Here is a 22,651-nt window from a genome sequence, read left to right as displayed (position 1 = left end):
TATGGGACGTAGTCATGTAACCTTTAGTGGTTCAATGGGTAACGCAGAAGGATTTGGTTACTATAAAGGTGACATAGGTTTTTTTGGAGGATCTTTTGAGGGTTTTATTAATGTCCAGACTTCTGACCTCAGTAAACGTAAAAGTCTTGGAGTGGAAGCAAGGATTACTGCTTATGGTGCCATAGGTACTGATGGATTCGGTAAAATCTTTGAAAAGACTTATCCTAAACACGAAAATGACTCTAACTATGTTTCGCTTAACTTTGCTGATAGTTTCTCAGGTGTAGGAGTATCAGTTATATCCTACACTTATATTGGATATGTTGATGGTAACTCATTTAATCTTTACGAAAACTAATAAGAGAAGTTTATCACGATAATCATTATCCCAGCTTAATCCTAATACTAAGAAAATTTCATAAAAATAATCATAGTTTCAACAACGAATTTAGGGAGTGGGAATCTTTATCCAAAACACATTCCTTTAGACACGTACATGTTTGTGGTCACTGTCTACTCAACACACGTAGAGAGTGTGGCGTTGTTGGTAAGGGAATAAAGCAAAGCACTAAAAAAGAGTAAACGTCTGCAAGGTTGTACGCAAAGAACAGTAACACGTTCGAAGAAATGAAAGACGCTGGGAAAGAATGAACCCAGCGTCTTTTTTGCAGTCTGCTTCTTATTCGATAAGGATTTCCGAATTGATTTATCTGCCGCGGCCTGATCAGGGGGACGGAGAGCATGTCCGCCCGCGTATCAGACTTGGAATAGTTCTGTAAAAAACTAGGCTTCACCTTTAGTTTGGAGTAAGATTTCTCTTTCATGAAGTGGTATTATCTGGGGGGAAAGGAGGCTGGTTACAGTAAATTATGTAAGCGCTTTTACATGACTTCTAAAAAATTAGTGTGGGGTGAATGCTTCGAATGAGGAAATCATTTAAGCGGGTCGTTTCGGGGGTGCTCGCAGCGGCTCTGCTTCTTCCGGTCGGTTGGATTGCTCCGGCAATCAACGCTGTAGATCCAGTGGGATCTAACTCACAAATCGTATATCAAGAAACATTCCAGAATGGCCAGGGCAAGGCAACGCAATCAGGCGGTGCCCAGCTGGACGCAGTAACAGGCAAGCCATTTGGCGGCAATGATGATGGAGCTGCTTTAAGAGTTAGTAACCGGTCCAATAACTGGGACGGCGTGGACTTTGCCTTCGATGACCTTGGTTTGGAGTTGGACAAAGAATACAATGTAACCGCTTCCGTTTATGTTGACGAAGATCCTGACGCCCCTGCAGCAGGGAAAGCTGTCCTTGAAATTGTAACTAACAAGGGAATCGCTGGCTCGGAGGCATACCGAGGGATCGGCTCTTCAGACTTTAAAGCAGGAGAAGGTATTTTACTGTCTGCAGATCTCACCGTTACCAGTGTCGTCAATACAGCTCTGCGAATCAAGTCTGATGATGCTGGGAAGGAGGTCGACTTCTATATCGGGGATATCACGATCACCCAAGTAGAAACACCTGTTCAACCCACTGTAGTCCTTAACCAAAGCTTTGAAGACGGAAATACCGGAGGCTGGAGCAAGCTGTCTTGGGGTTCGAACGGGGATACTGCGGTCGTTGACGATGTAGCCTCCGAGGGTACGAAATCTCTGAAGTTCTTTAACCGTGCGGATGAGAAGGCAGTTCCAGCTCTCGTGCTTACGGACAAGATGAAATCCGACCGGAAGTATGATATTTCGCTCAAGGTGAGACTCGGTTCGGGTGAAGGCGAGTTCCATCTGGCTTCCAAGGTGGACTCTGAAATATTAGCCGATGACCAGAAGTACCCTTGGCTTATAGGCAACAGGCTTGTAACCGCTTCCGACTGGACGCTGTTTGAAACCAAGGGCTATGAAGTTCCTTCTAGAACGAATGAGTTCATCATTTATGTTGAACCGTCGGGCAATGTGTTAACCTCAGATATTTACATTGATGAAGTCATCATCACCGATGTGACACCTGGACAAACGGAACCGGAGATTGTTGATCAAACGGGCATATCTGCAGACTTTGAGAATGGTCTGGATGGATTCAAAGCACGGAACGGCCGTGAAACGGTAGTCCTTTCCCAAGACGATAATCATACACCTGGCGGCACACAAAGCTTGCTTGTGACAACTACGGCACAATATGATGGAGCTTTGGTTGATGCAGCTGGAAAAATGGCAAAGAATCACGAATATGAGCTGTCCGCTTGGGTGAAAATGGCACCTGGCCAAGCGCCTACCACGCTTCGTATCAGTGTTCAATATGCGGATAGCGGCTTTGCAAACGTGTCACAAAATGCAACTGTTACAGATCAAGAATGGGTACACCTGACAGGTAAGTATACACTCACGACAACTCCAAGCGTACTCAACGCTTACATTGAAACGGCAAACAACGACGGCGGAAACCGGACCTTCTTCTTGGATGACTTTGTCCTGAAATATTTGGGCCCTGTAGCTTCCGGGCCTCCGATTCAAGAAAATTTGCCTAACCTCAAGGATGTTTACAAGGATGATTTCCTGATCGGCAACATTGTTAATCCGTCTTCCTTTGACGAGACAAGGCTCAAGCTTCTGAAGAAGCACTACAATGTCGTTACGTTTGAGAATGACATGAAGCCGGATTATGCCTATGGCACAGACAGACAATTTGATTTCACGGCAGAAGATGCCCTTGTCCAGAAAGTGCAAGATGCAGGCTTTGATTTGCACGGTCACGTGCTTGTATGGCATGCGCAGTCACCTACCTGGCTTCATACTGCAGCGAACGGTCAACCATTGAGCCGTGATGAAGCACTGGCCAATCTGAGAACGCATGTGAAAACGGTCGTTGAGCACTTTGGTGACCAAGTCATTTCCTGGGACGTTGTTAACGAAGCCATGAACGATAACCCGCCTAATCCGGAGGACTGGAAAAATGCCTTGCGTAATTCAGGCTGGTTGCAAGCCATCGGCCCTGAATTTATTGAAGAGGCATTCCTTGCGGCCAAAGAAGTCATCGACGATAACGGCTGGGATATCAAGCTATACTACAATGACTACAACGATGACAACCAGAATAAATCTACAGCCATCTACAGCATGGTGAAGGAGATCAATGAGAAGTACGCCGCAAAACATCCTGGCGAGAAACTGATTGACGGCATCGGCATGCAGGCCCACTACAATCTGGGCACGAGATTGGACAATGTCAGGATGTCGCTCGAACGTTTCATTTCCTTGGGTGTGGAAGTCAGCGTGACCGAATTGGATATCATGGCAGGCACCAACTCTGTCATCACTGAAAAAGAAGCGAAGCAGCAGGCCTACTTGTATGCCCAGTTGATGGATCTCTACAAGAAGAACAGCGAGCATATTCCGCGTGTTACCTTCTGGGGGTTAAGTGATGGCACCAGCTGGAGAGCCGAGCAGAATCCAACCTTGTTCGATAAGGATTTTCAAGCCAAAGAAGCATTCTACGGGGTCGCTGATCCTGAAAAGTACCTGAGGGAAAATCCGCCCGAAGAGCTTGAATACAAGAAATCAAGCGCGCACTATGGGACACCGTCCATTGATGGTGCTGTAGACAGCATATGGAGCAAAGCTCCTGAATTGAAACTGGATACGAAGCAAATGGCGTGGTCAGGTGCCACAGGAACAGCAAGAGCACTGTGGGATGACGACAATCTGTATGTGCTCGTTCAAGTCAGAGACGATCAACTGAACAAAACCAACCCGAATCCGTGGGAGCAAGACTCCGTTGAAGTATTCGTCGATGAAAATAACGGAAAAACGGCGAGCTTCCAAGACGATGATGGGCAATACAGAGTGAACTTCGAGAACGAGGCTTCCTTTAATCCGGAGCATATCGCCGCAGGATTTGAATCCAAAGTCTCCGTGGCCGGTACCAACTACACGGTAGAGATGAAAATTCCGTTCAAAAAGGTGAAGCCTGCGAACAATGTCATCATCGGTTTTGATGCACAGATTAATGATGCCAAAGACGGCAACAGAATCAGTGTGAACGCATGGAACGATCCATCCGGTCAAGGCTACCAGGATACTTCCGTATTCGGTGAATTGACGCTGACTGGCAAACCTTCTTCCGGCGGCAACAACGGCGGAGGCAACAACAATGGAGGTAACCATGGCGGCGGCAGTGGCGGATCGGGCTCAGGGACTACGCCTCAGCCTCAACCACAGCTTCCAGGAAACGACTCCGTGATTGTGCCGGATATTAAAGTCGAAGAGGGGACAGCCACAGCAACCATTTCGAGCGAGAGCCTGAATAAGGCTATTGCACAAGCTTCCCCGGATGCCAATGGCAGGAAACAGATAGCCATCGAAGTGCCGAAGCAAACAAATGTACAATCCTATGTTGTGCAGTTCCCGGCCTCAAGCCTGCAGAGCAGCGATAAGGTGGAGTTTATGCTTAAGACAGAACATGCAGCACTTCACATTCCGTCCAACATGCTGTCTAATATCACGGAACTAGCAGACCAAGTCTCTATTCAGATTAACAAAGTCCCGGCAGATCGCTTGAGTGCAGATGTTCGCGCTAAAGTGGGCAGCCGTCCGGTGATCGATCTAAGCGTAAAAGCCGGAGAGCGTGTTCTGGCCTGGAACAACCCTGCGGCGCCTGTAACGGTATCGGTTCCATACGACCCGGCTGCACAGGAGCTTGTCAATACAGATCAAATCGTGGTTCTTAATATTGACAATCAAGGACAGGCAACAGCGATACCAAACGGACGATATGATGCCAAGTCCGGCTCGGTTGTGTTCATAACAACGCAATTCAGCACCTATGCTGTTGCCTATGTAACCAAGTCTTTTGCCGATGTGCAACATGTGCAGTGGGCAAAACAAGCAGTCGAAGCGATGGCTGCACGCGATATTATTAAAGGAATCACGGAAGACAGCTTCGCTCCTGCGGCTTCCATCACGAGAGCAGACTTTATCGTCTTGCTTGTCAGAGCACTTGAATTGAAAGGATCGGGCACGAGCACGGCAGCCTTCAGCGATGTACAGCCAACCGCTCACTATGCACAGGCCGTGGCTATTGCCAAAGAGCTCGGTATCGCATCCGGATTCGAAGATAACACATTCAAACCTGATAGCAGCATTTCCCGCCAAGATATGATGGTTCTGACGGCGAAAGCCCTGAAGGCAGCTGGTAAGCCTACTGCCAGCAACGGAAATCTAGTTCCTTATTCCGATGCTGCAAGCATCTCCACTTACGCCAAGGAGAGTGTAGCCTCCCTTGTAGGAAGCGGAATTGTCAACGGCAAGAATGGCAAGATTGCACCAGCAGAACCATTGACCCGTGCTGAAGCAGCGATGGTTCTCTACCGGATCTGGAAAATGTAAATGTAACGTTCAATGAAGTCGGCTCCCCTGCATTCACCAAGTATGGACTGAGTGACAGGGGGAAACGCGAATAGAAAGGCAGCGACTTTAGTCCGGGTTTAAGCATGGCTATGCAGCTATTGTTTCGTGATTTCGGCTTAGGCTACACCTGACCTTGGAGGGATAAACAGGCTTTGGGAAGTCGCGACTTTGGGGCGATTACGCAGCGATCACTTCTGTGCTAACATCGAGTGGATATGTATGGAAAAGGAGTGAACTCATGCATCTTTCATTATCCCGGAGCGCCCGAGCCAGATGGTGGATCACAGCCGGCTTGTTGATGCTCGGAATGATCCTGCTTAGCTTTGTGAATGTGAAGACGTCCCATGCTGCCCTAAAGCCGATCGATGTGTTCGTCAATGACGAGCAAGTTGCATTCAGCATCGACCCGGACATCAAAGGGGGAACAACCATTGTCCAGATGCGCCCGTTCTTTGAAGCGCTGGGCATGGAAGTGACTTGGAGCCAGAAAGATCAAACGGTATCTGCGGTCAAAGAAGGAGTCACCATCCTTCTGCCACTGAACAGCACAACCGCGAAGGTGAACGGGCAGTCGGTGAAACTGGACCGTCCGGCAACGACGGTCAAGGGACATACGCTGGTTCCGCTTCGATTCGTGAGCGAATCGACCGGCGCCTTGGTTCACTGGAACGGCGTGCATCGGGAAATTATCGTATATACCTATGAATATGTGACTTCCTTCGATTTGACGATGGAGGAGGTTGAGAAACTGTTAAAAGAAGCGCAAGCGAAAGTGAACGCCGAACATGCAGCCGCCAAGGAAGCTGAGAAAGCTAAACCGTCCATCGTACTCCCGCCTGTCGTTCAAGACAACGGAGGCCCGGTGCAACTAAATCAGTTGCGGGGCATGTATTTCGGAGGAGAGTATGACTATGCCGGCTATCGCTGCGGCGGTGTATGCTGGCTGTTCTACACGTTCCTGCCTGATCAAAAGGTGGTCGTTGGCGAGCCGAAGGGAGGCGGACCGGAAACGATAGACTGCAGTAAGGACACCTGCCGGTCATACTCGATCAAGGACGGCATGCTGCGAATCAGCGGTGAAGAGCCGTTGCCGATTGCCATTAACAAAGACGGCGAATTGGAAATCAACGAGATCATCATGCGCAAAGTGCTGCCTATGCCAGACGGTACAAAACTCGGCGGGGAATTTATCTCCCAGGGCTATACCGGTCTGGTTGGCGTTACGCCATTCACCACAACCTGGACCAATTATTTGACCTTTTATCCGGACGGTACGTTTACGAGCGATCAATCCTCGCTAGCTTCGCTGAATACCGGTAACACGAGTACTGATGTTGCGTCAGAACGGGACTCGGTCAGAGGGAAGTATAGAATCGACAAAAACACGATCATCTTCACATACGCCGACGGCAAGGTGGATCGCTTTGTATTCGCGGTGCCGCCACAGCGCGACGGGGAAAGTTTCTATGTGCAGATCGGGAACCAAAGCTTCCACATCGAAATGGAATAGCTTGAGCTGCCTTTATGTTCAGGGCAGGCATAATCATTCGGAGCAAGAACGCGAAAGTGTCCCAGAGTACTGACAACGGCAAGACCCGGCAGAGGTTATCTCTGCCGGGTCTTTTATAGTTTGGAGCCCGAGTTATTGCCAGTTCACATTATGGTTCGAGCCCCCATACAAGTTGCCCGCCCACATAGAGCGGAACGCGTTCCCATTCGGTGTACGAGGTTTTGGTTGGGTCATAGGAGAAGTCGTTCGCTTGGTTGTAATTCGACCAGTCGTTCTTGTTGAAGCGAATCTGGATTTCGCCGCTGTCTGCGCCAGGCGCAAGCGTTCCCGCGCCGGGCGCGAAGGAAACCTCTAAATAATAGTCGGCGCCGGACGAACCTTCATCCAGCTTGATGAAGGTGCCCCTCACGTTACCGCTGGCGATGACCGCATAGTCGCAGTGGAACTCCTGCGGCCTGTCCCCATCGACGGTAAAGTAGTAGCGCAGCTTGACATCGCTTAAATTAATGCTCTCATCGCCGGTGTTGGTAATCCGGAATTGGGCACGGATCTGATTGTCGGTCGAACTGGTGTTGTTCGTGCGATAGAGCAGCTTCAGGTCACCTTCCGCCGGTACGGGAGCGGCTGTCGGCGTCGCGCTGGCTTCGACCGAGTTCGGACTGACGCCCGCTGCATTGGCAGCGCTAACCACATAATAGTACATACGGTCGTTGACGACGTCCAGATCAACATAGCTCGTTTCAGAGACGGTTGCGATCTCCGTATAAGGACCGCCGCTCGTTTCGGCCCGTTTCACGGTGTAGCTGTCCGCGCCGCTCGTTCTGCTCCAGGACAACGACACTTGAGCGTCCCCGGCGTCTGCTTTCAAGTTCCGAGGTGCCTGTGGAGCCACAGGTTCAACAGGGCCGCTTCCGCCGCCATTGATCAAACGGTCGTATTCCGCATAAGCTGTAGCCATATCAACCTGAGACCAGAAGCGGTGATAGGTAAACTCTGGTGCGCCGTTTTCCCACTGCCCAGTTTGCGGATTCCAGGATGTAGTGTATTTGTCTTCCAGGTAGGACCAGGAAGGGTCGTTCTTGATGTCCGGACGGAGATCAGAGTAACTGATATACACGCCGTTGCCGCCTTTAGCCGGATCGGAAGGAACGGCGTTTGTCCCTGGGATTGTATTGCCTTGTCCGAACGTGCCGCTCCAGCCGGCCGGGAAGTAAATTTCCTTGGTGAAGTAGCGGTAGTAATCGCCGCGTGCCTCCGGTTTGACAATGCCGATACCGTCATTGTAATTCCAAGCGGTATCGAGCAGCGCCTTGGCTAACTGCTCTGCTTGCTGTCCAAGTGCGGTGTAGCTGCCGCTTTCCGCCTCTGTAGCAGCGGCAAAGAAGGTCAGCGCTTTAATGTAGCTGCCCAGTACACCAACGTCCTGGCCAGGATTTTTGGTCACGACGCGAAGCTCCGGATTGCCCGTGAAGCTGCCGAATCCGTTCCAGGTATCCGGTTGGCCCCGCCATTCCAGATCGCTCGGAATCCAGAAATCGCCTGGCGCCGGCGTGGTCGCGATTTGCGGATTCTGTCCGCCAAGCACCCGGTTGCCTTGCGGGTCCAGATAGTAGCCGTCGGCATCGGTAACCGGCTTGCTGTCCACAAATACATAATCCATCGACCAGTCGATCCAATTGGTAACGACCTGTTTGGCCATCTGGAAATTCTCGGACGACGTATCCCCGTTCGAAGCGAGAATGTAGTAGTATTCTGCGATCCGTTCCACCGGCCAAGCCTGCATGCCGAACCAGTTGTTGGACGGCGGATCATGGTATACCGGGGCATCGTCGTAAGCCATGCCGTAGAACGTGCTCGTTCCAGCCGGATACGCCTGATAAGAGCCGCCCCAGCTGTTGGTTGCACCGCCGGCGATTGCCCCTTCAGCCGATTGCAGCCAGGTGTAGAATTCCAGCTGGCGCTTCAGCGAAGTGGTCCAGTCCTGCCCGGCGGTCGGGGAGTCCGGAATCAGGCCGCTGTCCGGATCCGAGAGCGCATGGGCGGCCATAACGTTCTGGTAACCCTGATGCATGTGGCTGGCTCCGATCCGCCAAGCCCAGTTGCCCGTTTGTCCCAGGCCGCCGCCCCAGGACGTGTACCAGGCCATCAGGTAATGGCTGGCGTCTTTGCCCGTTCCGGCGGCCGGGCTCCCATCTGACGCGCTGCCGATTTGCTGGAAGTACTTATCGTACATGCCGTAACGAAGATAATCGCCCATTTTTTTCGCTTTGTCAAAATAGACCTCATTGTCATAACCAAGCTGCTTCGCCCAATACATGGCCTGGATGGCCCGGGCGTCGGCGTCGGTCGCATTCGTGTAGCGCCATTGCGCCGCCGGAGCCTGGTTCTCTTTCGTGAACAGGCTCATGAAGCCTTCGCCGGCTTTGCCGAAGGACTTGTCATCCTGCGAAGGATGCGGAATCGCCTCCCAGACGGACTCCTGTTCACCACGCTGGAACGTGTTCACATAGGTAGCGATATGCCCGGGGTTCAGCAAATTCCCGTAGCCGTACCAGTTGTCAACATCAAGCAGCCAATGCATCAGGTAGGTCTGGTTGTCTCCATAGGTTGCCTTTAGCTCGGCGTCCAGCGGGTCTCTGCCAGCCGCGTACTGGCCGGAAAGCTCGCTTGGATATTGATCCGGCTGCGGATATTCCGCCGCGTAGGTTGCTGGACTGTTCGGATTGTAGTAGCTCATCGTCGGCTGCTCTTCGTTGCCGTCGCCTTCGTTGACCGGGATAATGTACTTCTCCATATTGTCCCAGGCTGCTTCAAGCTGGCTCCAGTCTCCGGTGTAATACCCGTACAGTACTTCGAGCCACAGCCAATAGCTGTACGCCTCCGAGGTTGTCATATGCCCGTAGTCGGGCGCTTCGCTAATCAAGGTTTCGATGGAGTGATAGGGAATGCCCTCCGGGGAGAAATAGCCGTTGCCTGGGTCTTTCAGCTGATTATACAGCTGAAGGAAACGGTCTGCCTCGGGAGAAGCGGACGCGGCCTGGGCTGTCCCGGAACCGAACAGCCCGGTCGTAATCAAAGTGAGAAATAACACCGCGCTCATCAGGACGGAAGCAGGTCTCTTGCATTTGGTCCAATGCATCATCCTTACATCATCCTTTCCATTAATAAATGGTTGTTTCCTTGAAATTCACCCTTGTAAAGCTCAGGGCTCAACTCCCCAAATCAATGTGCCGTTCCGGTACAACGTAACCTTATCCCAGTCGGCAAACGTTTGCTGCGTACCGTTGTAAGAATAATCATCCGTCTCGTTATAATTCGACCAATTGCTCTTATTGAAGCGGGCCTGAATTTCCCCGCTGTCCGCGCCGGGCGCCAGGCTGCCCGCACCGGGAGCGAAGGAAATTTCCAGGTAGTAGTCGCTGCCGGTCTGCGCACTGTCCAGCTTGACGAACCGGCCGTTTACGTTGCCGCTGCCGATCACGGCATAGTCGCAGTGGAACTGCTGGGGCACATCTCCGTCAATCGTGTAGTAATATCGCAGGGTAATCTCGCTGAGGGGAACCGTCTCTTCGCTGGTGTTTACAATGCGGAAATGCGGTCGGATCTGATTATCGGCGGAGCTTCCGTCACCGTTGCGGTACTGGACTTTCAAATCGCCTTCCACAGGCACCGGGGCAACGCGCGGTCTGGCGTTGACCTGGGTGGAGGGGAGGCTCTCGCCAGCTGCATTTCTGGCGGTAATGACATAGTAATAGGCCGTATCGTTGACGACATCGGTATCGATATATGCCGGCTCCGTCGTCGTTCCGATCGTTTCGTAAGGGCCGCCGCTTACAAGCGATCTTCTGACCGCATAGTCATGAGCACCGCTTACGGCATTCCAGGTCAGCCGGACAAGCGAATCACCCGGAACAGCCGTTACGTTTCGCGGTGCGGCGGGAGCCACAGGCTCGCCCGGATTTCCGCCTCCTTGGGGCAGCTCGCCGAACACGTGCTGACCTGCGTCAAACACCGGGATATACGGGGTTTTGATCGGAGACGCTCCCTGAGGGGCCAGACCCTGGAACGAAAAGTCATTCGTGTTATCCCAGAAACTCGTGTTCAGCGGGGCGGTGATGCGGAACTGCACTTCTTTGCGGTAAGCGGATTGGCCGCCCGGATAGATGCGCGTTCCGGTAAAATCAACCGTCGTGTAGTATATGTGACGGGCCGTATCATGCGGCTGCAGCTGGGATACCGCTGCCCCCTGATTGTATCCTCCGGCCGTGACCGTGATGTCCTCCGGACCGTACCCGGCCTCTACCGCTTCGCTAAGATCGACGTAGTAGCGGAAGGACATCTCTTCGCTTGCGCGGGCCGGCCAGCCTGAGCGGTTGTTCAGCAGGGCGCGGATTTCCACAAAGTTGCTGCCGCTGGCGTTGACCGAGGCTTCAACGAACATTTCATCCTCGCGCTCCTCCGGAGCAGGGAAGGAAGGGAGCGGCTGCTGTCCCTGTCCGTGAAGGATCATCATTCTTGCCAGAGCGCCGGTGAAGCCAGCGTTATAATCGATCGCAACTTCGTTGGACACATAATCGCTAATGGAATCGGTATAGCTATCGGTTGCGGTCGGACCGCCGACCAATGCACCGTACAGAATATGGCGGTGGTAATCAGGAACATTCTGGCTGTCCGCCCAGGAACCGTGCGAGGTGCGGTGATGCGGGCGCTGCGGCGGGTTGTTGCCGAAGCCGACGACATAGCTGCTGTTGCGCGGATTGTCGCCCAGCATGTACAGAATTTGCCGTTCGGCGAATGAACGTGCGTTTAACTGCTTGGCGGGATCGTCGACCCAGTCGGAATACACGAATGCGAGAAACGCCTGGTTAGCCGCATAGCGGAGAACGCCCCACTGGTCAAGATGTGCGAGCCCTCCCGGCGTATAGGTGACGCGTTCGCCCGTTCCCTGAACGCCGGTCGTCCAGAATTCGATGTTCTTTTCCACCGAACGAATGAACCTCGGATCCTCGGTGATCCGGGCCAGCAGCAATTGGGCGCCGTAATGTTTGTCGTCCCAGGCATGGGTCCATTTGTAATCCCATTCGCCCTGCTGGTTGGTACCCCACAGCTCACTGGCAGCGATAGCCTTATCGAGGTAAGCTTCGTCCTCAGTGGCCAAGTACAGCCACACACCGCCCCAGCTTAGCTCATCGGCGTATCCGCTCCAGGAGTTGTAGAACTGTCTGGCATCGGTAATGCTGTCGGAATACTTGCCGCGATACTGGTCGGCAAAGTCGTACAGCTCCTTGGCGTGCCGGAGCAGCTTGTCCGCATAAGCCGGGTCGCTGTCCCGGAAAATGATCGAGCTTGCAGCAAGCGCCGCAGCCGTTTCTCCGGCGAGATCGGAGCCGGGATTGTTGGCATCGATTTTATAGGCCGGACGCTCCATCGGCATCACTTCGGCCGGTCCCCACCAGTTGTGGTCTGCCGTCCCGTTGCCCACTTGGCCCCACAGCTCGTTAGGTGCAGTATGCGCTTTCATGAAATAGTCCGTCGCCCAGCGGATATTATCCAGAATTTCATCAAGCTGTCCTGCCTGTTCGTACCCTTCCCGGTATTCGTATACGGACCATGCGAGCATCGTGGCGGTCGCCGCCATCGGAAACCCAAATTTGACATGATCCCCGGCGTCGTACCAGCCTCCCGTCAAATCATGGCCGACATCCGCACCGTCCTGCAGACCGGAGTCACCGCGCCACTCTACCCGGTTGTTGTCTGGCAGCGGTCCGGAACGCTGGGCCTCGTAGAAATAAATCGACTTTTGCAGCGCCTCGGCATAATTGTAATCGGAGGCGGCCGCATTGGCGACAGGAGAATGGGTCATTGACCCTAACATGGTTGTAAGCGCTAACACAATGCTGAATAACAATATTCCGCTTTTTTTCGACCATTTGCTCCTCATCCATTTCCATTTGCGAATCACCGTTCTCTTCAGCTCCTTTCGGAATGCTTTTAATGAAACCCATGAAGTAGACTTTGAAAAAAAACAGCCGGTTCACCTCACTTTCAAGAGCAAAATGGAGGATGCGCTGACTGTACAAAAGGGAGGAAACGTTGCCCTCATCTATAACATACCAAAATATCCCAGATAAATCTATTGTTTTACAGTAAAAGGATGTTATAAATATAATATTTTACAAAATAGACACAAATAACTATGATCTGCCGTTGGATTTGTACTTCCGAAAGATAGGGCATAGCATTTTATGAATTACTGCTCCCTGGAGTCAAATTGTGATAAATACAGCATTCTGAAATCGAATCAATGCCTAATCCGTAGGTTCTAGCAAGAAGGAGGGATGACACTTGAAAAAATACTTACTGTTTGCGGGGATGTTCAGCATTTCTTATATCGTACTCCAAATCGTATCAGGAATACTGCTGACCATGCTTTACACGCCCAGCGTATCGGTGAGCATGACCTCGACGCTAACGTCTCAGGTGGAGTTCGGCAGCACAAGCCTGATTCCCCATTTGGTCATATCCTTGCTCGCTTTGGCAATGGCTATGGGCATCACGAAGCGAATCTCAAGAAGGCAGCATACGCATTAAGAAAGGAAGGGCATTGTTCCCCTTCCTTAGCAACAGGTGGATCATATCGCATCAAGTGTGGCTCAGATCAAACGTTTAGATAGCTGTTTGCGTTATGGTGTACAATCATGGCTTGAGGATCACAGTCAGGCACCATCGGTTCGCGGTTATGCCTTCGCTGGAGTCATCGCCAACAATTGTTTTAGGTTGTCATCGATGAATTTGTTATCGGCGCCGTTGATCCCGCGCCCCGCAAAATGGCCCCAGTTGGACGGGATCGGATGGAGTACAGCATGCGGCATAAGTTTAGCCTCATATTCGTTGTCCTCCGCGGTGCAGAAGAGATCCGTGCTCCCTGGCATGATGCAGGCGAGTGCTTGAATGCTGCTGAGCGCCTTGTCGAAATCTCCGTTATAGGCGGGATTTGCGCTAATATCTGCGTTTTGCCCTGTCCATAGCATGGCCAGCACATTGTGCGGGTCCATCTGCATGAAGCTGTCTTCCCAGACGTTCTCTATAAAGTCTGCCAATGAATCAATCCCCAGCTCACGATATACTTCCTCTCGATAAAAGGCCTGCGATACCCCCCATCCCGCATAGACGCGGCCTACGGCGCGCATGTCTGCAGAAGTCAATTGGTCCAGCCTGCTTGAATCGAAGTGAACCGAAGCCATAAGCGCGGCTCTCATTCCGTCCAGGACGACATGCGTATGTGGCCAAGTCTTGGCCACACCCGCGAACGGTGCGATGCGTTCCACCATGTCCGGATAGCTTGCTCCCCACTGGAAGGCTTGAATGCCTCCCATGGACCATCCAACGACGAGCGCGAGCTGATGAATGCCGAATTTCTCCGTCACGAGCCGATGCTGGAACCGAACGTTATCATAGATGGTGATTTGTGGGAAATGAGCCCGGTCAAACGGCGGAGGCGTGTTGCTCGGAGACGAAGATAATCCGTTGCCGAGCAGGTTTGGAACGATAATGAAATACTTCGCCGGATCCAGGGCCATGCCCTCGCCAATCAACCATTCATTCTGAGTATGCTGGTCTCCGAAAGCCGTGGGGTAAACAATCACATTATCCTTCTTCTCGTTTAATTTCCCATAAGTCTTATAGGCAAGAAACGCGCCCGGTAACGTCCCGCCGGATTGCAGGGCAACGTCCCCCAAATCAAAAATTTCATAATCCATCGTATCGTCTGCTCCCTTCCATCCAATTGAATATTTATAAATGTGGTGCTTGTTGTTAGTATAGTTCCGTGATACTCTCAACAAAAGTGAATGGATTTTAATATAGTATTCAATATTATTGAAAGCAGTAGGGGGATTGCGCGATGGAATTGCGTCAATTGAATATGTTTCGCACGGTTGCCTCAACCTTGAATTTCAGTCGGGCTGCGGAGGCGATGGGATATGTCCCTTCTAATGTCACCATGCAATTGAAAGCATTGGAGGAAGAGTTGGGTGTTCGTCTCTTTGACCGGTTAGGCAAGCAGCTGGTGCTTACAACGGCGGGGGAACGCTTTTTAACGCATGTGGAGGAAGTATTGCACAAATTAGACGAGGCGCGAAGCGTCGTTCATGACGAGGATAACCTGACAGGCACGATAACGATCAGTGCCAACGAGGTATTGTGCGCCTATCGGCTTCCGGTTGTTTTTCACCTATTTCGCTCCCGCTATCCGGATGTGCGTCTCATCTTCCGCTCCGTACCTAATCAAGAGCTTAAACAATCGCTTTTTGAGGGATCGGCAGATGTTGTCTTTATGTTGGACGAGCCTCTTCGTTCAAGCGGACTTGCGGTAGAGCCGTTGCTGGAAGAAACGTTCCGCCTGTTCGCGGCTCCGGACCATCCACTGGCGCAACGAATGGAGCTGCAGCTGGAGGATTTTCACGGCGAAGTGTTCCTGACGAATGAGAAGGGATGTCCCTATCGGACGATGTTTGACCGGGGATTTGAGCAGGAGGGCATCGATACGATTACGTATTTGGAGTTTCAGAGTGCCGAAGCCATTAAACAATGCGCGATAACAGGCATCGGAATTGCCTTTCTTCCGGAAGTGGTAACGGAAGCCGAAGTTGAACGCGGCGAGCTGGTAGCACTGCCATGGCATATTCCGAATTTGCATGTGTACACCCAGATGCTGTGGCATAAAGACAAGTGGCTATCACCAATCATATTGTCTTTTCTCGAAGTGGTTAGGGAGGTTCATGCGGCAGAGGATGGAATAGATCGTGGTTGTGACGATCAGGACCGTGACATCCGTGGGCTTGCAGCGGAAGCCAATCTATGAAGGCTGAGCAGGGGGATTTCAGCGTTGAGACGTGAGGAATTCTAGTTCCCGGACAACGATGCGTATGGGACGAGCAGGAGCGTCACCGTCTCCTGCCCGATCTCCCCATCATACTGGGCTGTTGAACTTGAGTGCAGAGAACTCAAGAAGATTTATGCCCCATGTGCATGGCAACGCTGCCACCGGCATAACTCTTGACATCGACATGCTTGAAGCCGGCCTCCAGAAACATATGCTTCAATTGATGTTTTCCCGGGAAATCCTGAGCGGATTGCTGCAGCCAGGAATACTCCTTGTAGCGCTTGACGAGCAACTTGCCGAGCAGCGGCATAATATACCGGAAATAGAAATAATACAGCTGTCTGTATCCGATCAGGGTAGGCTGGGAGGTTTCCAGGCAAATGACTTTTCCGCCAGGCTTCACGACCCGATGCATTTCCTTTAACACGGTCATATAATCCGGAACGTTTCGGAGCCCGAAGCCAATCGTCACATAGTCAAACCGATGATCCTCATAAGGAAGCTTCATCGCATTGCCATGCACCCACTCGATTGTGTTGAGCTGGGCTTTGTGGGCTTTCTCCCTGGCTACAGAGAGCATATTCTCGCTGAAATCCAGCCCGATAACCTCCCCCTCCTCGCCAACCGCCTCCGCGAGGGCTAGAGACCAGTCACCGGTGCCGCAGCATACATCCAGCGCCGTGTCGCCCGGCTTCACATTCATTTGTTTCATGACATCTTTGCGCCATCGTTTATGTAAACGCAGGGAAATGACGGAGTTCATGGAATCATAGTTTTCATAGACCTTCTCAAATACAGCATGGACATGCTCTTCCTTCGATGAATAACCGACCATCATTACACTTCCTTTAATTCAGGATCTTGGACCAGCACCTATCAGTACCCACAGTATACCATACCGGAATATCGGGGAAAGAAAGCGCACTGGGAACATTCCGTGAAAGAAGGAGCTGTCCCTCAGTCATCTACGATGACTTTTGAGACAGCCCCTTTTTTTATAACAAGGGCAGAACATCGTCATTTTCTAGTCAGACGGTTAAGCTCTTCGCCCCTCACGTTTCCCGGCATAGGTAGACAGAAAAATGTCCACTTACCTTATCAAAATGTGTCGATTACAATGAGAAAGATCACAGCTTTCCACAGTTTTTAACCGTCAAGGTTATGCATCGACGGAAGGCCGTGTGGAGGGTAACGGTAGTCGTATTTCTTACGATAAAAGTATAAAAAGATGTTTAGGAGCTGTGATAATGAAGCGTTTGAGGTATGGAATCGTCATTCTATTTCTCCTTGTCGGGTTACATATTCCTGCAGAAGTAATGGCCCAAACGAAGAAAATAAGCGATCTCAATGCAGGTGACACGGTTTACTATAGTGGGCAAGAATGGGTCTATTTGGCGAATCTGGCAAGCCAGCCGGATGGTTTATTCATAGCAAACGATAGTGTTAATGTCAGGTATTACTATAATTCTGGCAGTCCATACGATGTAGATGTGAACTTTAACTTATCGGATCCTCTGAGTGTCGCTTATTGGCTGAATACGGAATTTATCTCCCGACTATCGAATTCGGACTGGATCCAGACAGGCTCGTGGTACAGAGGTTCAGTTTCTGCGAAGATTGGGCTTATCAGCATGGACGAGGCGGAATTAAACAGAAGCGTCCTCCTGCAGCATTTGAATCCTGTGAGAAATTACTACACCTTGACACCCGCTACGGATTTCGCCATGAATCTGATGAATATACGGGATTATGATGCGAATGGCTTTATTTCTCCGGTATCTGCTTCAACAGGGGAGCCTCAAGGCATCGCACCGGTGATCTATTTGAACACGGATTTGTATGTATACGAAGGAGAGGTGGTGTCCTGTACGCCTCCGGATCTGACGATGACACCTGCGGATGCCAACGGAAAGTGGAATCAGCACGTCTCGGTCGCCCTGCACGGCGGCTCTTGCTACAATGGGACGGGTGACGTGCAGTACCGAATCCAGACCTCGGATGGTCAATGGGGCGCTTGGCAGGACGATTCAGCTCCCATTGAATTTGCGACGGAAGGCCGCTACATCTTGGAGACCCGGATGTCAGTAGCGGGAAGCGGGGTCAGAGAGGCGGAAATCCGGATTGATCAGACATCTCCGTCGATTGCGCTACGCGTGGATGACACGGCATGGACGGGCAGCAACGTGACGGTAACAGCCGATGTATACGACCTGGCAAGCGGAATAGATACGCAGAAATGGGCTGCCGGAGATCAGCCGGTCTCTTACTTCGGGCAATCAGGTGCAAGCTTGAACGGTACATTTGAAGCAAGCGAGAACGGTGTTTATACCGTCTATGCCCGTGATATGGCAGGGAACGAGACAGTGGCCACCATTGAAATCGACAACATCGACAGAGAGAAGCCGATCATTACGCTCACAGGTGATGAGAGGACCTCGATTGTGCAGGGCGCAGCCTTCATTGATCCGGGAGCCTCCGCTTTCGATAATCAAGACGGGGATCTCTCCGGTTCGATTGTTGTTACCGGCGCTGTGGATACATCCCGAGCGGGACAATATACACTTTACTATGACGTGACTGACAGCGCTGGCAATGCAGCAGACCAGGTGACTCGCATCGTTGAAGTTACCCCGGCGGCTTCCGGCGGGGGCGAATCTGGCGAATCTGGCGGATCTGGCGGTTCAGGGGGCGGCGGTGCTGGCGAATCCGGGAGCAGCGGCGATGGAGCAGGCCCCATCCCTGCTCCGTCGATGCCCGGAACGGGGAATACGATCTCCTCTGCGGGAGGATCTGTGACCCTGCAGGGGGCAACGATTCAAATCCCAAGAAACGCAGTAAGTGAGTTGACCCGGCTCCACGTCGAGCTTGTGCAAACGATCGACAAGCTCCCCGATTTCGAAAGAGTCATGAGCGATGTGTTTGAAATTAGCAAAAATACGGCAACCCCTTTTCTTTTCCCGATTCAGATCACCTTGCCGTTCCATTCCTCCCTCGTGGATGAAGCGAACTCTCGTATCAGCCTGTTCTGGCTAAACGAACAGTCTGGCGAGTGGATCGAACTGGACAACGTTCAGGTGGATTGGCAAGCGGGGACGGTCACTGGCGAGGTGGATCATTTCACCAAGTTTGCGGTGCTGGCCACGGTTGACGAGACCGAGGAACAAGTTCAGCCGCAGGAGAAGATATTCGCCGATATGAAGGGGCACTGGGCGGAAGCGAGTGTGAATGAGTTGACCCGTCTTCATGTCATCAGCGGTTATCCGGACGGGAGGTTCAAGCCGGAGCGCATGATGACGAGAGCCGAATTTGTGACCATATTTGTCCAAGCATTCGGTATAATGGAAACAACGGGAAAAGTATTTGAGGATACAGCGAGCCACTGGGCAAGAGCAAGCATCAGCACAGCTTATGCATCCGGCATCATTCACGGTTATGATGAGAAGACGTTTGGCGCGGATGATCCGATTACCCGGGAGCAAATCGCCAGAATCATAGCGAATGTCGCTCCACTGGCTGGAACAGGTGCGGTACCACATTATACCGACCGCGATGATATCGCGAGCTGGGCGACCGATGCGGTGGAAGCCGCTGCCTCGCATGGGCTGCTGATAGGTTATCCGGACGGCAGCTTCAGGCCTCAGCAATCGGCTACGAGAGCCGAGGGAGCGGCTTTCATATGGCGTTTGCTGAGAGAACGGCAATAACTAGAAGGCTTTAGGACACAATAACCCGTTACCTCGCTTGATGCCTGGGCGGGTTATTTTTGTAGACACATGATTCTATAATGATCGCTGGGGGTGGACAGGCTGAGTCTGGACACGAGTGTTTTTTGGATCCTGCTAGCTGCAACGGCACTTAAACTCGCGGCTTCGTATCTTGCTTATCGCAAAAGAGTGCAAGCTGCGGCCCGGTATTGCGCTTGGGCTATGCTTGCCGCAGCATGCTATTCCTTCGGCTATGCGTTCGAAATTATAAGCACAAGCCTGGAGCAGGGGAAGCTGTGGCTGAAGGTCCAGCATCTGGGCATTCCTTTCATCACCACCTTCTGGCTCATCCTGGCGATCATCTTCACCGGGCATCAGGCCTTCCTCAAGAGATGGAGCGTGCTGCTCCTGTTTGTCATTCCGGTGATGGTTTTCATTTTTCAATTTACGAATGACTACCATCATCTGTATTACCGTGATGTTCAGTTTGATCCTGATAGCTCGTATATGTCGCCTATCCTTCTTGAGAAGGGGCCACTTTACTGGCTGAATGTGGCCTACCTGTATACTCAAGGAGCGGTCGGCATCACCTTGTTTGTGCGGATGTATTCCAGGGCGATGCCGATCGTCCGCAGGCAAGTGGTCATGATGATTTTTGGCGCTGTGGCGCCGTGGCTGTTCAATATTGCCTACATATTCGCATATGACGTGGTGAAGATTGACCTCACGCCGTTCGGTTTTGCGACCACGGGGATCGTCTTCATCTATGGTGTCTATCGCTTTCATCTTCTGCGGCTTGTTCCTGTCGCTTACCAACAGGTGTTCGAAACGATACAGGATGGCGTCATCGTTCTGGACTATGATCACAATCTGTCTCATGTGAACGAATCGGCGCGTTGTCTTTTCACCAAGCTGAGGTCCTGGAAGGGCGAGCCCCTCGCGATCGCGGAATTGTTCGAATCCCACCCCGATCTGCTGGCCATGAGCTCGTCCTCCGCTTATAGGGAACTCCGAATTTCCATGGACCGGGATGGCGCGCCGCACTATTATCAGGTCAAGATTTCGGTCATCTATGATCAGGGGGGGATATTCCTCGGCAAATTAATGGTGTTCAGCGACGTGACACAATCCGTCCTGTATCAGGAGCAGCTGCTGGCCAACCGGAATCAGCTGGAGGAGCTGCATGCGTTCAAGGACAGATTGTTTGCGGTGGTTACGCATGATATCCGTGATCCCCTTGCTTTGCTGGTCAGTTTAACCGAAATTATTGAAGAGGACTTCATCGATCCGGAGAGTGAGGAATCGGAAATCTTCAGAGAGATCAGCAGCCAGGTGAGAGATACCCATCTGTTGGTAGGGAACTTATTGGACTGGGTTCGCAGTCAGGGGGGGAAGATTCATTTCCGTCCGCTTGCATGGGAGCTGGGACCGATGGTGCATGCGGCGGTCAAGACGATAAAGCATCGGCTGGAAGCCAAGCAGATCGGAATGACGGTATCGGTTCAAGCGGGTACTTCTGTGTATGCTGACAAGGAGATGGTTGAGCTGATTCTGCGAAACTTAATGTTCAATGCCATCAAGTACAGCAGAACCGGAGGTCATATCCGAATCGAGGCGACTCGCCAGATGGATCAGATCACCTTGTCCGTGAAGGATTCCGGCATCGGTGTTAATGAGGAAGTGGTCCAATCCTTGTTCAGGGAAATTCAGCAGAGTTCTTCTCCCGGTACAGACGGGGAGCAAGGCACGGGCATCGGTCTCTACCTGTGCGAGAAGTTCGTTCGACTTAATGGGGGAGAGATTGGCTATACGTCCAGCCAGGGGGAAGGCAGCACCTTCTTTTTCACCCTTCCGACGGCGGGAGCCCCGAAGATGCAATACAGATCATGGAGAGAGGCGGACGGTGGATGAGAGTGATCGTCATAGATGACGAGAAGGCCATGCATCTCATTATGGGCAAAATGCTGCGCAAGCTCCCGGGCATCGAGCTTGCAGGCTGCTTTGCAGATACAGCTTCTGCATCGCGGTACATCCAGGAACATGAGGTGCATGTCGCTTTCGTGGATATCAGCATGCCGCAAGAGAGCGGAATGCAGTTTGCTGAACGGATGGCTGCACAGCGGCCTGACCTGCATGTCATTTTTGTCACTTCGCATAAGGGCTATGCGCTGGATGCATTCGAACTGTCGGCACTTGATTATATCGTGAAGCCGGTGTCGCTGGAACGCGTCGAGAAGTCGATCAAGCGGGCGAAGGCCATCTATCATTTCCATGAGACGGCTTCGGCGGCGTCCACTCCTCCACCGGTTCATATTTTTGCTTTGGGCGGATTTGAGGTGCGAACAGCGGCCGGGAGCGTAAAATGGAAATCTCGAAAAAGCGCGGAACTGTTTGCCTATCTCCTGATGCTGCGAGGCCGGATGGTATCCCGGGCCCGGCTAGTTGCTGAGGTGTTCGGGGAAATGCCATCGAAGAATGCGGAGACCTATCTCAATACGTCGATTTACCAGCTTCGCAAAGCGCTGGAGCCCCATGGCATCAAATCGGTCATTCAGTCGAATGCCGACGGGTATGGGCTGGATCTGCATGATGCGATAATTGATTATGTTGAATTTGAAGCGCGTCTCAAACAGATCGACACGATGGATAACGTCAATATGGAATGGTGTCTGGAGACGGAGAAGCTGTATGTTGGCGATTTGTTCGGCGACAAGGGGTATATCTGGGCGCTGAACGATGCTTCACGCCTGTCCGCCCTGCATGCCGCATTGGTCAAAAAGCTGGCCAGCGCGCTGATCGAGCAGCGCAAAGAAGACTTGGCCATCGGATTGCTGGCCAAGCAGCATGCACGCAATGAATTGGATGAGGAGACCGTCATCCTGCTGATGGGCGCCTATGCAGCCAAGAAGGAGCTGTCATCGTGCGAGAGGCTGTACCGGTCGTACGAGAAGGTGCTGCGCCAGGAGCTGAACATCGATCCTTCACAAGAACTTAAAGCGCTGTATGCGGAGCTGCTGCTGTCGAATTAATGCAGGAACATCATAGGTTACATCCTCGCCGTGAGACCCAGCGTCGCACGGTTTTTTTCTATGACCAGATCGATATCTTTCATTCATCTTTCATTGGCGCTTTGTACAATGGGATTTGGGCTGTAGATATAAGA

Annotated in this window: 12 protein-coding genes; 8 read left to right on the top strand and 4 right to left on the bottom strand. The window is 51.9% G+C overall.

What is annotated here, in order from left to right:
• The 3 genes from CHH75_RS05975 to CHH75_RS05965 all read left to right on the top strand — a co-directional run.
• On the top strand, positions 1–358 hold a 358-nt coding region (locus tag CHH75_RS05975), incomplete at its 5' end, for a hypothetical protein (protein WP_217989072.1).
• A gap of 565 nt (positions 359–923) precedes the next feature.
• Positions 924–5,369 carry an endo-1,4-beta-xylanase gene (locus tag CHH75_RS05970; protein WP_095397712.1) on the top strand — a complete coding sequence of 1,482 codons (4,446 nt, stop codon included), beginning with the start codon at positions 924–926 and terminating at the stop codon, positions 5,367–5,369.
• A gap of 259 nt (positions 5,370–5,628) precedes the next feature.
• Positions 5,629–6,900, top strand: a complete 1,272-nt coding sequence (locus tag CHH75_RS05965) for a copper amine oxidase N-terminal domain-containing protein (protein ID WP_095397711.1) — start codon at positions 5,629–5,631, stop codon at positions 6,898–6,900.
• Between the two features lie 148 nt (positions 6,901–7,048).
• Here CHH75_RS05965 and CHH75_RS05960 read toward each other — a convergent pair whose 3' ends face one another.
• Together CHH75_RS05960 and CHH75_RS05955 are read right to left on the bottom strand one after the other, a co-directional pair.
• The gene (locus tag CHH75_RS05960) at positions 7,049–10,039 is read right to left on the bottom strand and encodes a glycoside hydrolase family 48 protein (protein WP_095397715.1); all 2,991 of its coding nucleotides are present in this window, start codon (positions 10,037–10,039) and stop codon (positions 7,049–7,051) included.
• Positions 10,040–10,102: 63 nt separating this feature from the next.
• Positions 10,103–12,841: a glycoside hydrolase family 9 protein gene (locus tag CHH75_RS05955; protein WP_095397714.1), complete on the bottom strand. Its 2,739-nt coding sequence runs from the start codon at positions 12,839–12,841 to the stop codon at positions 10,103–10,105.
• Positions 12,842–13,245: 404 nt separating this feature from the next.
• On the opposite strand from CHH75_RS05955, the gene CHH75_RS05950 reads away from it, so the two are divergent.
• Entirely contained in the window at positions 13,246–13,491 is a 246-nt protein-coding gene (locus tag CHH75_RS05950) for a hypothetical protein (protein WP_095397710.1), read from the top strand.
• 146 nt (positions 13,492–13,637) lie between these two features.
• Here the strand turns inward: CHH75_RS05950 and CHH75_RS05945 are convergent, their stop codons facing one another.
• Positions 13,638–14,660, bottom strand: a complete 1,023-nt coding sequence (locus tag CHH75_RS05945) for an alpha/beta fold hydrolase (protein WP_095397709.1) — start codon at positions 14,658–14,660, stop codon at positions 13,638–13,640.
• A 143-nt stretch (positions 14,661–14,803) separates the two neighbouring features.
• Here CHH75_RS05945 and CHH75_RS05940 point away from each other — a divergent pair, with 143 nt between their 5' ends.
• Positions 14,804–15,763 carry a LysR family transcriptional regulator gene (locus tag CHH75_RS05940; RefSeq protein ID WP_095397708.1) on the top strand — a complete coding sequence of 320 codons (960 nt, stop codon included), beginning with the start codon at positions 14,804–14,806 and terminating at the stop codon, positions 15,761–15,763.
• 142 nt (positions 15,764–15,905) lie between these two features.
• On the opposite strand, the gene menG is transcribed toward CHH75_RS05940, so the two are convergent.
• Positions 15,906–16,619: a demethylmenaquinone methyltransferase gene (menG, locus tag CHH75_RS05935; protein ID WP_095265629.1), complete on the bottom strand. Its 714-nt coding sequence runs from the start codon at positions 16,617–16,619 to the stop codon at positions 15,906–15,908.
• Positions 16,620–17,031: 412 nt separating this feature from the next.
• Here menG and CHH75_RS05930 point away from each other — a divergent pair, with 412 nt between their 5' ends.
• From CHH75_RS05930 to CHH75_RS05920, 3 genes are all read left to right on the top strand, one after another.
• Positions 17,032–19,488, top strand: a complete 2,457-nt coding sequence (locus CHH75_RS05930; protein WP_095397707.1) for an S-layer homology domain-containing protein — start codon at positions 17,032–17,034, stop codon at positions 19,486–19,488.
• Between the two features lie 93 nt (positions 19,489–19,581).
• Entirely contained in the window at positions 19,582–21,399 is a 1,818-nt protein-coding gene (locus tag CHH75_RS05925; protein WP_095397706.1) for a sensor histidine kinase, read from the top strand.
• Positions 21,396–22,517 (top strand): response regulator, encoded by a 1,122-nt coding sequence (locus tag CHH75_RS05920; RefSeq protein ID WP_176475480.1) that lies wholly within the window; start codon positions 21,396–21,398, stop codon positions 22,515–22,517. Before CHH75_RS05925 ends, CHH75_RS05920 begins: the two co-directional genes overlap by 4 nt.
• Positions 22,518–22,651 lie beyond the last annotated feature (134 nt).

This window comes from Paenibacillus sp. 7541, assembly GCF_002276395.1.
GTDB lineage: Bacteria > Bacillota > Bacilli > Paenibacillales > Paenibacillaceae > Paenibacillus_AQ > Paenibacillus_AQ campinasensis.
This window is presented reverse-complemented; position numbering and strand designations above follow the sequence as displayed.

Coding starts and splice junctions, on each gene's coding strand:
- CHH75_RS05940 (WP_095397708.1), top strand. CDS start 14,804: ATGGAATTGCGTCAATTGAATATGTTTCGCACGGTTGCCTCAACCTTG.
- CHH75_RS05960 (WP_095397715.1), bottom strand. CDS start 10,039: ATGCATTGGACCAAATGCAAGAGACCTGCTTCCGTCCTGATGAGCGCG.
- CHH75_RS05945 (WP_095397709.1), bottom strand. CDS start 14,660: ATGGATTATGAAATTTTTGATTTGGGGGACGTTGCCCTGCAATCCGGC.
- CHH75_RS05965 (WP_095397711.1), top strand. CDS start 5,629: ATGCATCTTTCATTATCCCGGAGCGCCCGAGCCAGATGGTGGATCACA.
- CHH75_RS05920 (WP_176475480.1), top strand. CDS start 21,396: ATGAGAGTGATCGTCATAGATGACGAGAAGGCCATGCATCTCATTATG.
- menG (WP_095265629.1), bottom strand. CDS start 16,619: ATGGTCGGTTATTCATCGAAGGAAGAGCATGTCCATGCTGTATTTGAG.
- CHH75_RS05930 (WP_095397707.1), top strand. CDS start 17,032: ATGAAGCGTTTGAGGTATGGAATCGTCATTCTATTTCTCCTTGTCGGG.
- CHH75_RS05955 (WP_095397714.1), bottom strand. CDS start 12,841: ATGAGGAGCAAATGGTCGAAAAAAAGCGGAATATTGTTATTCAGCATT.
- CHH75_RS05970 (WP_095397712.1), top strand. CDS start 924: ATGAGGAAATCATTTAAGCGGGTCGTTTCGGGGGTGCTCGCAGCGGCT.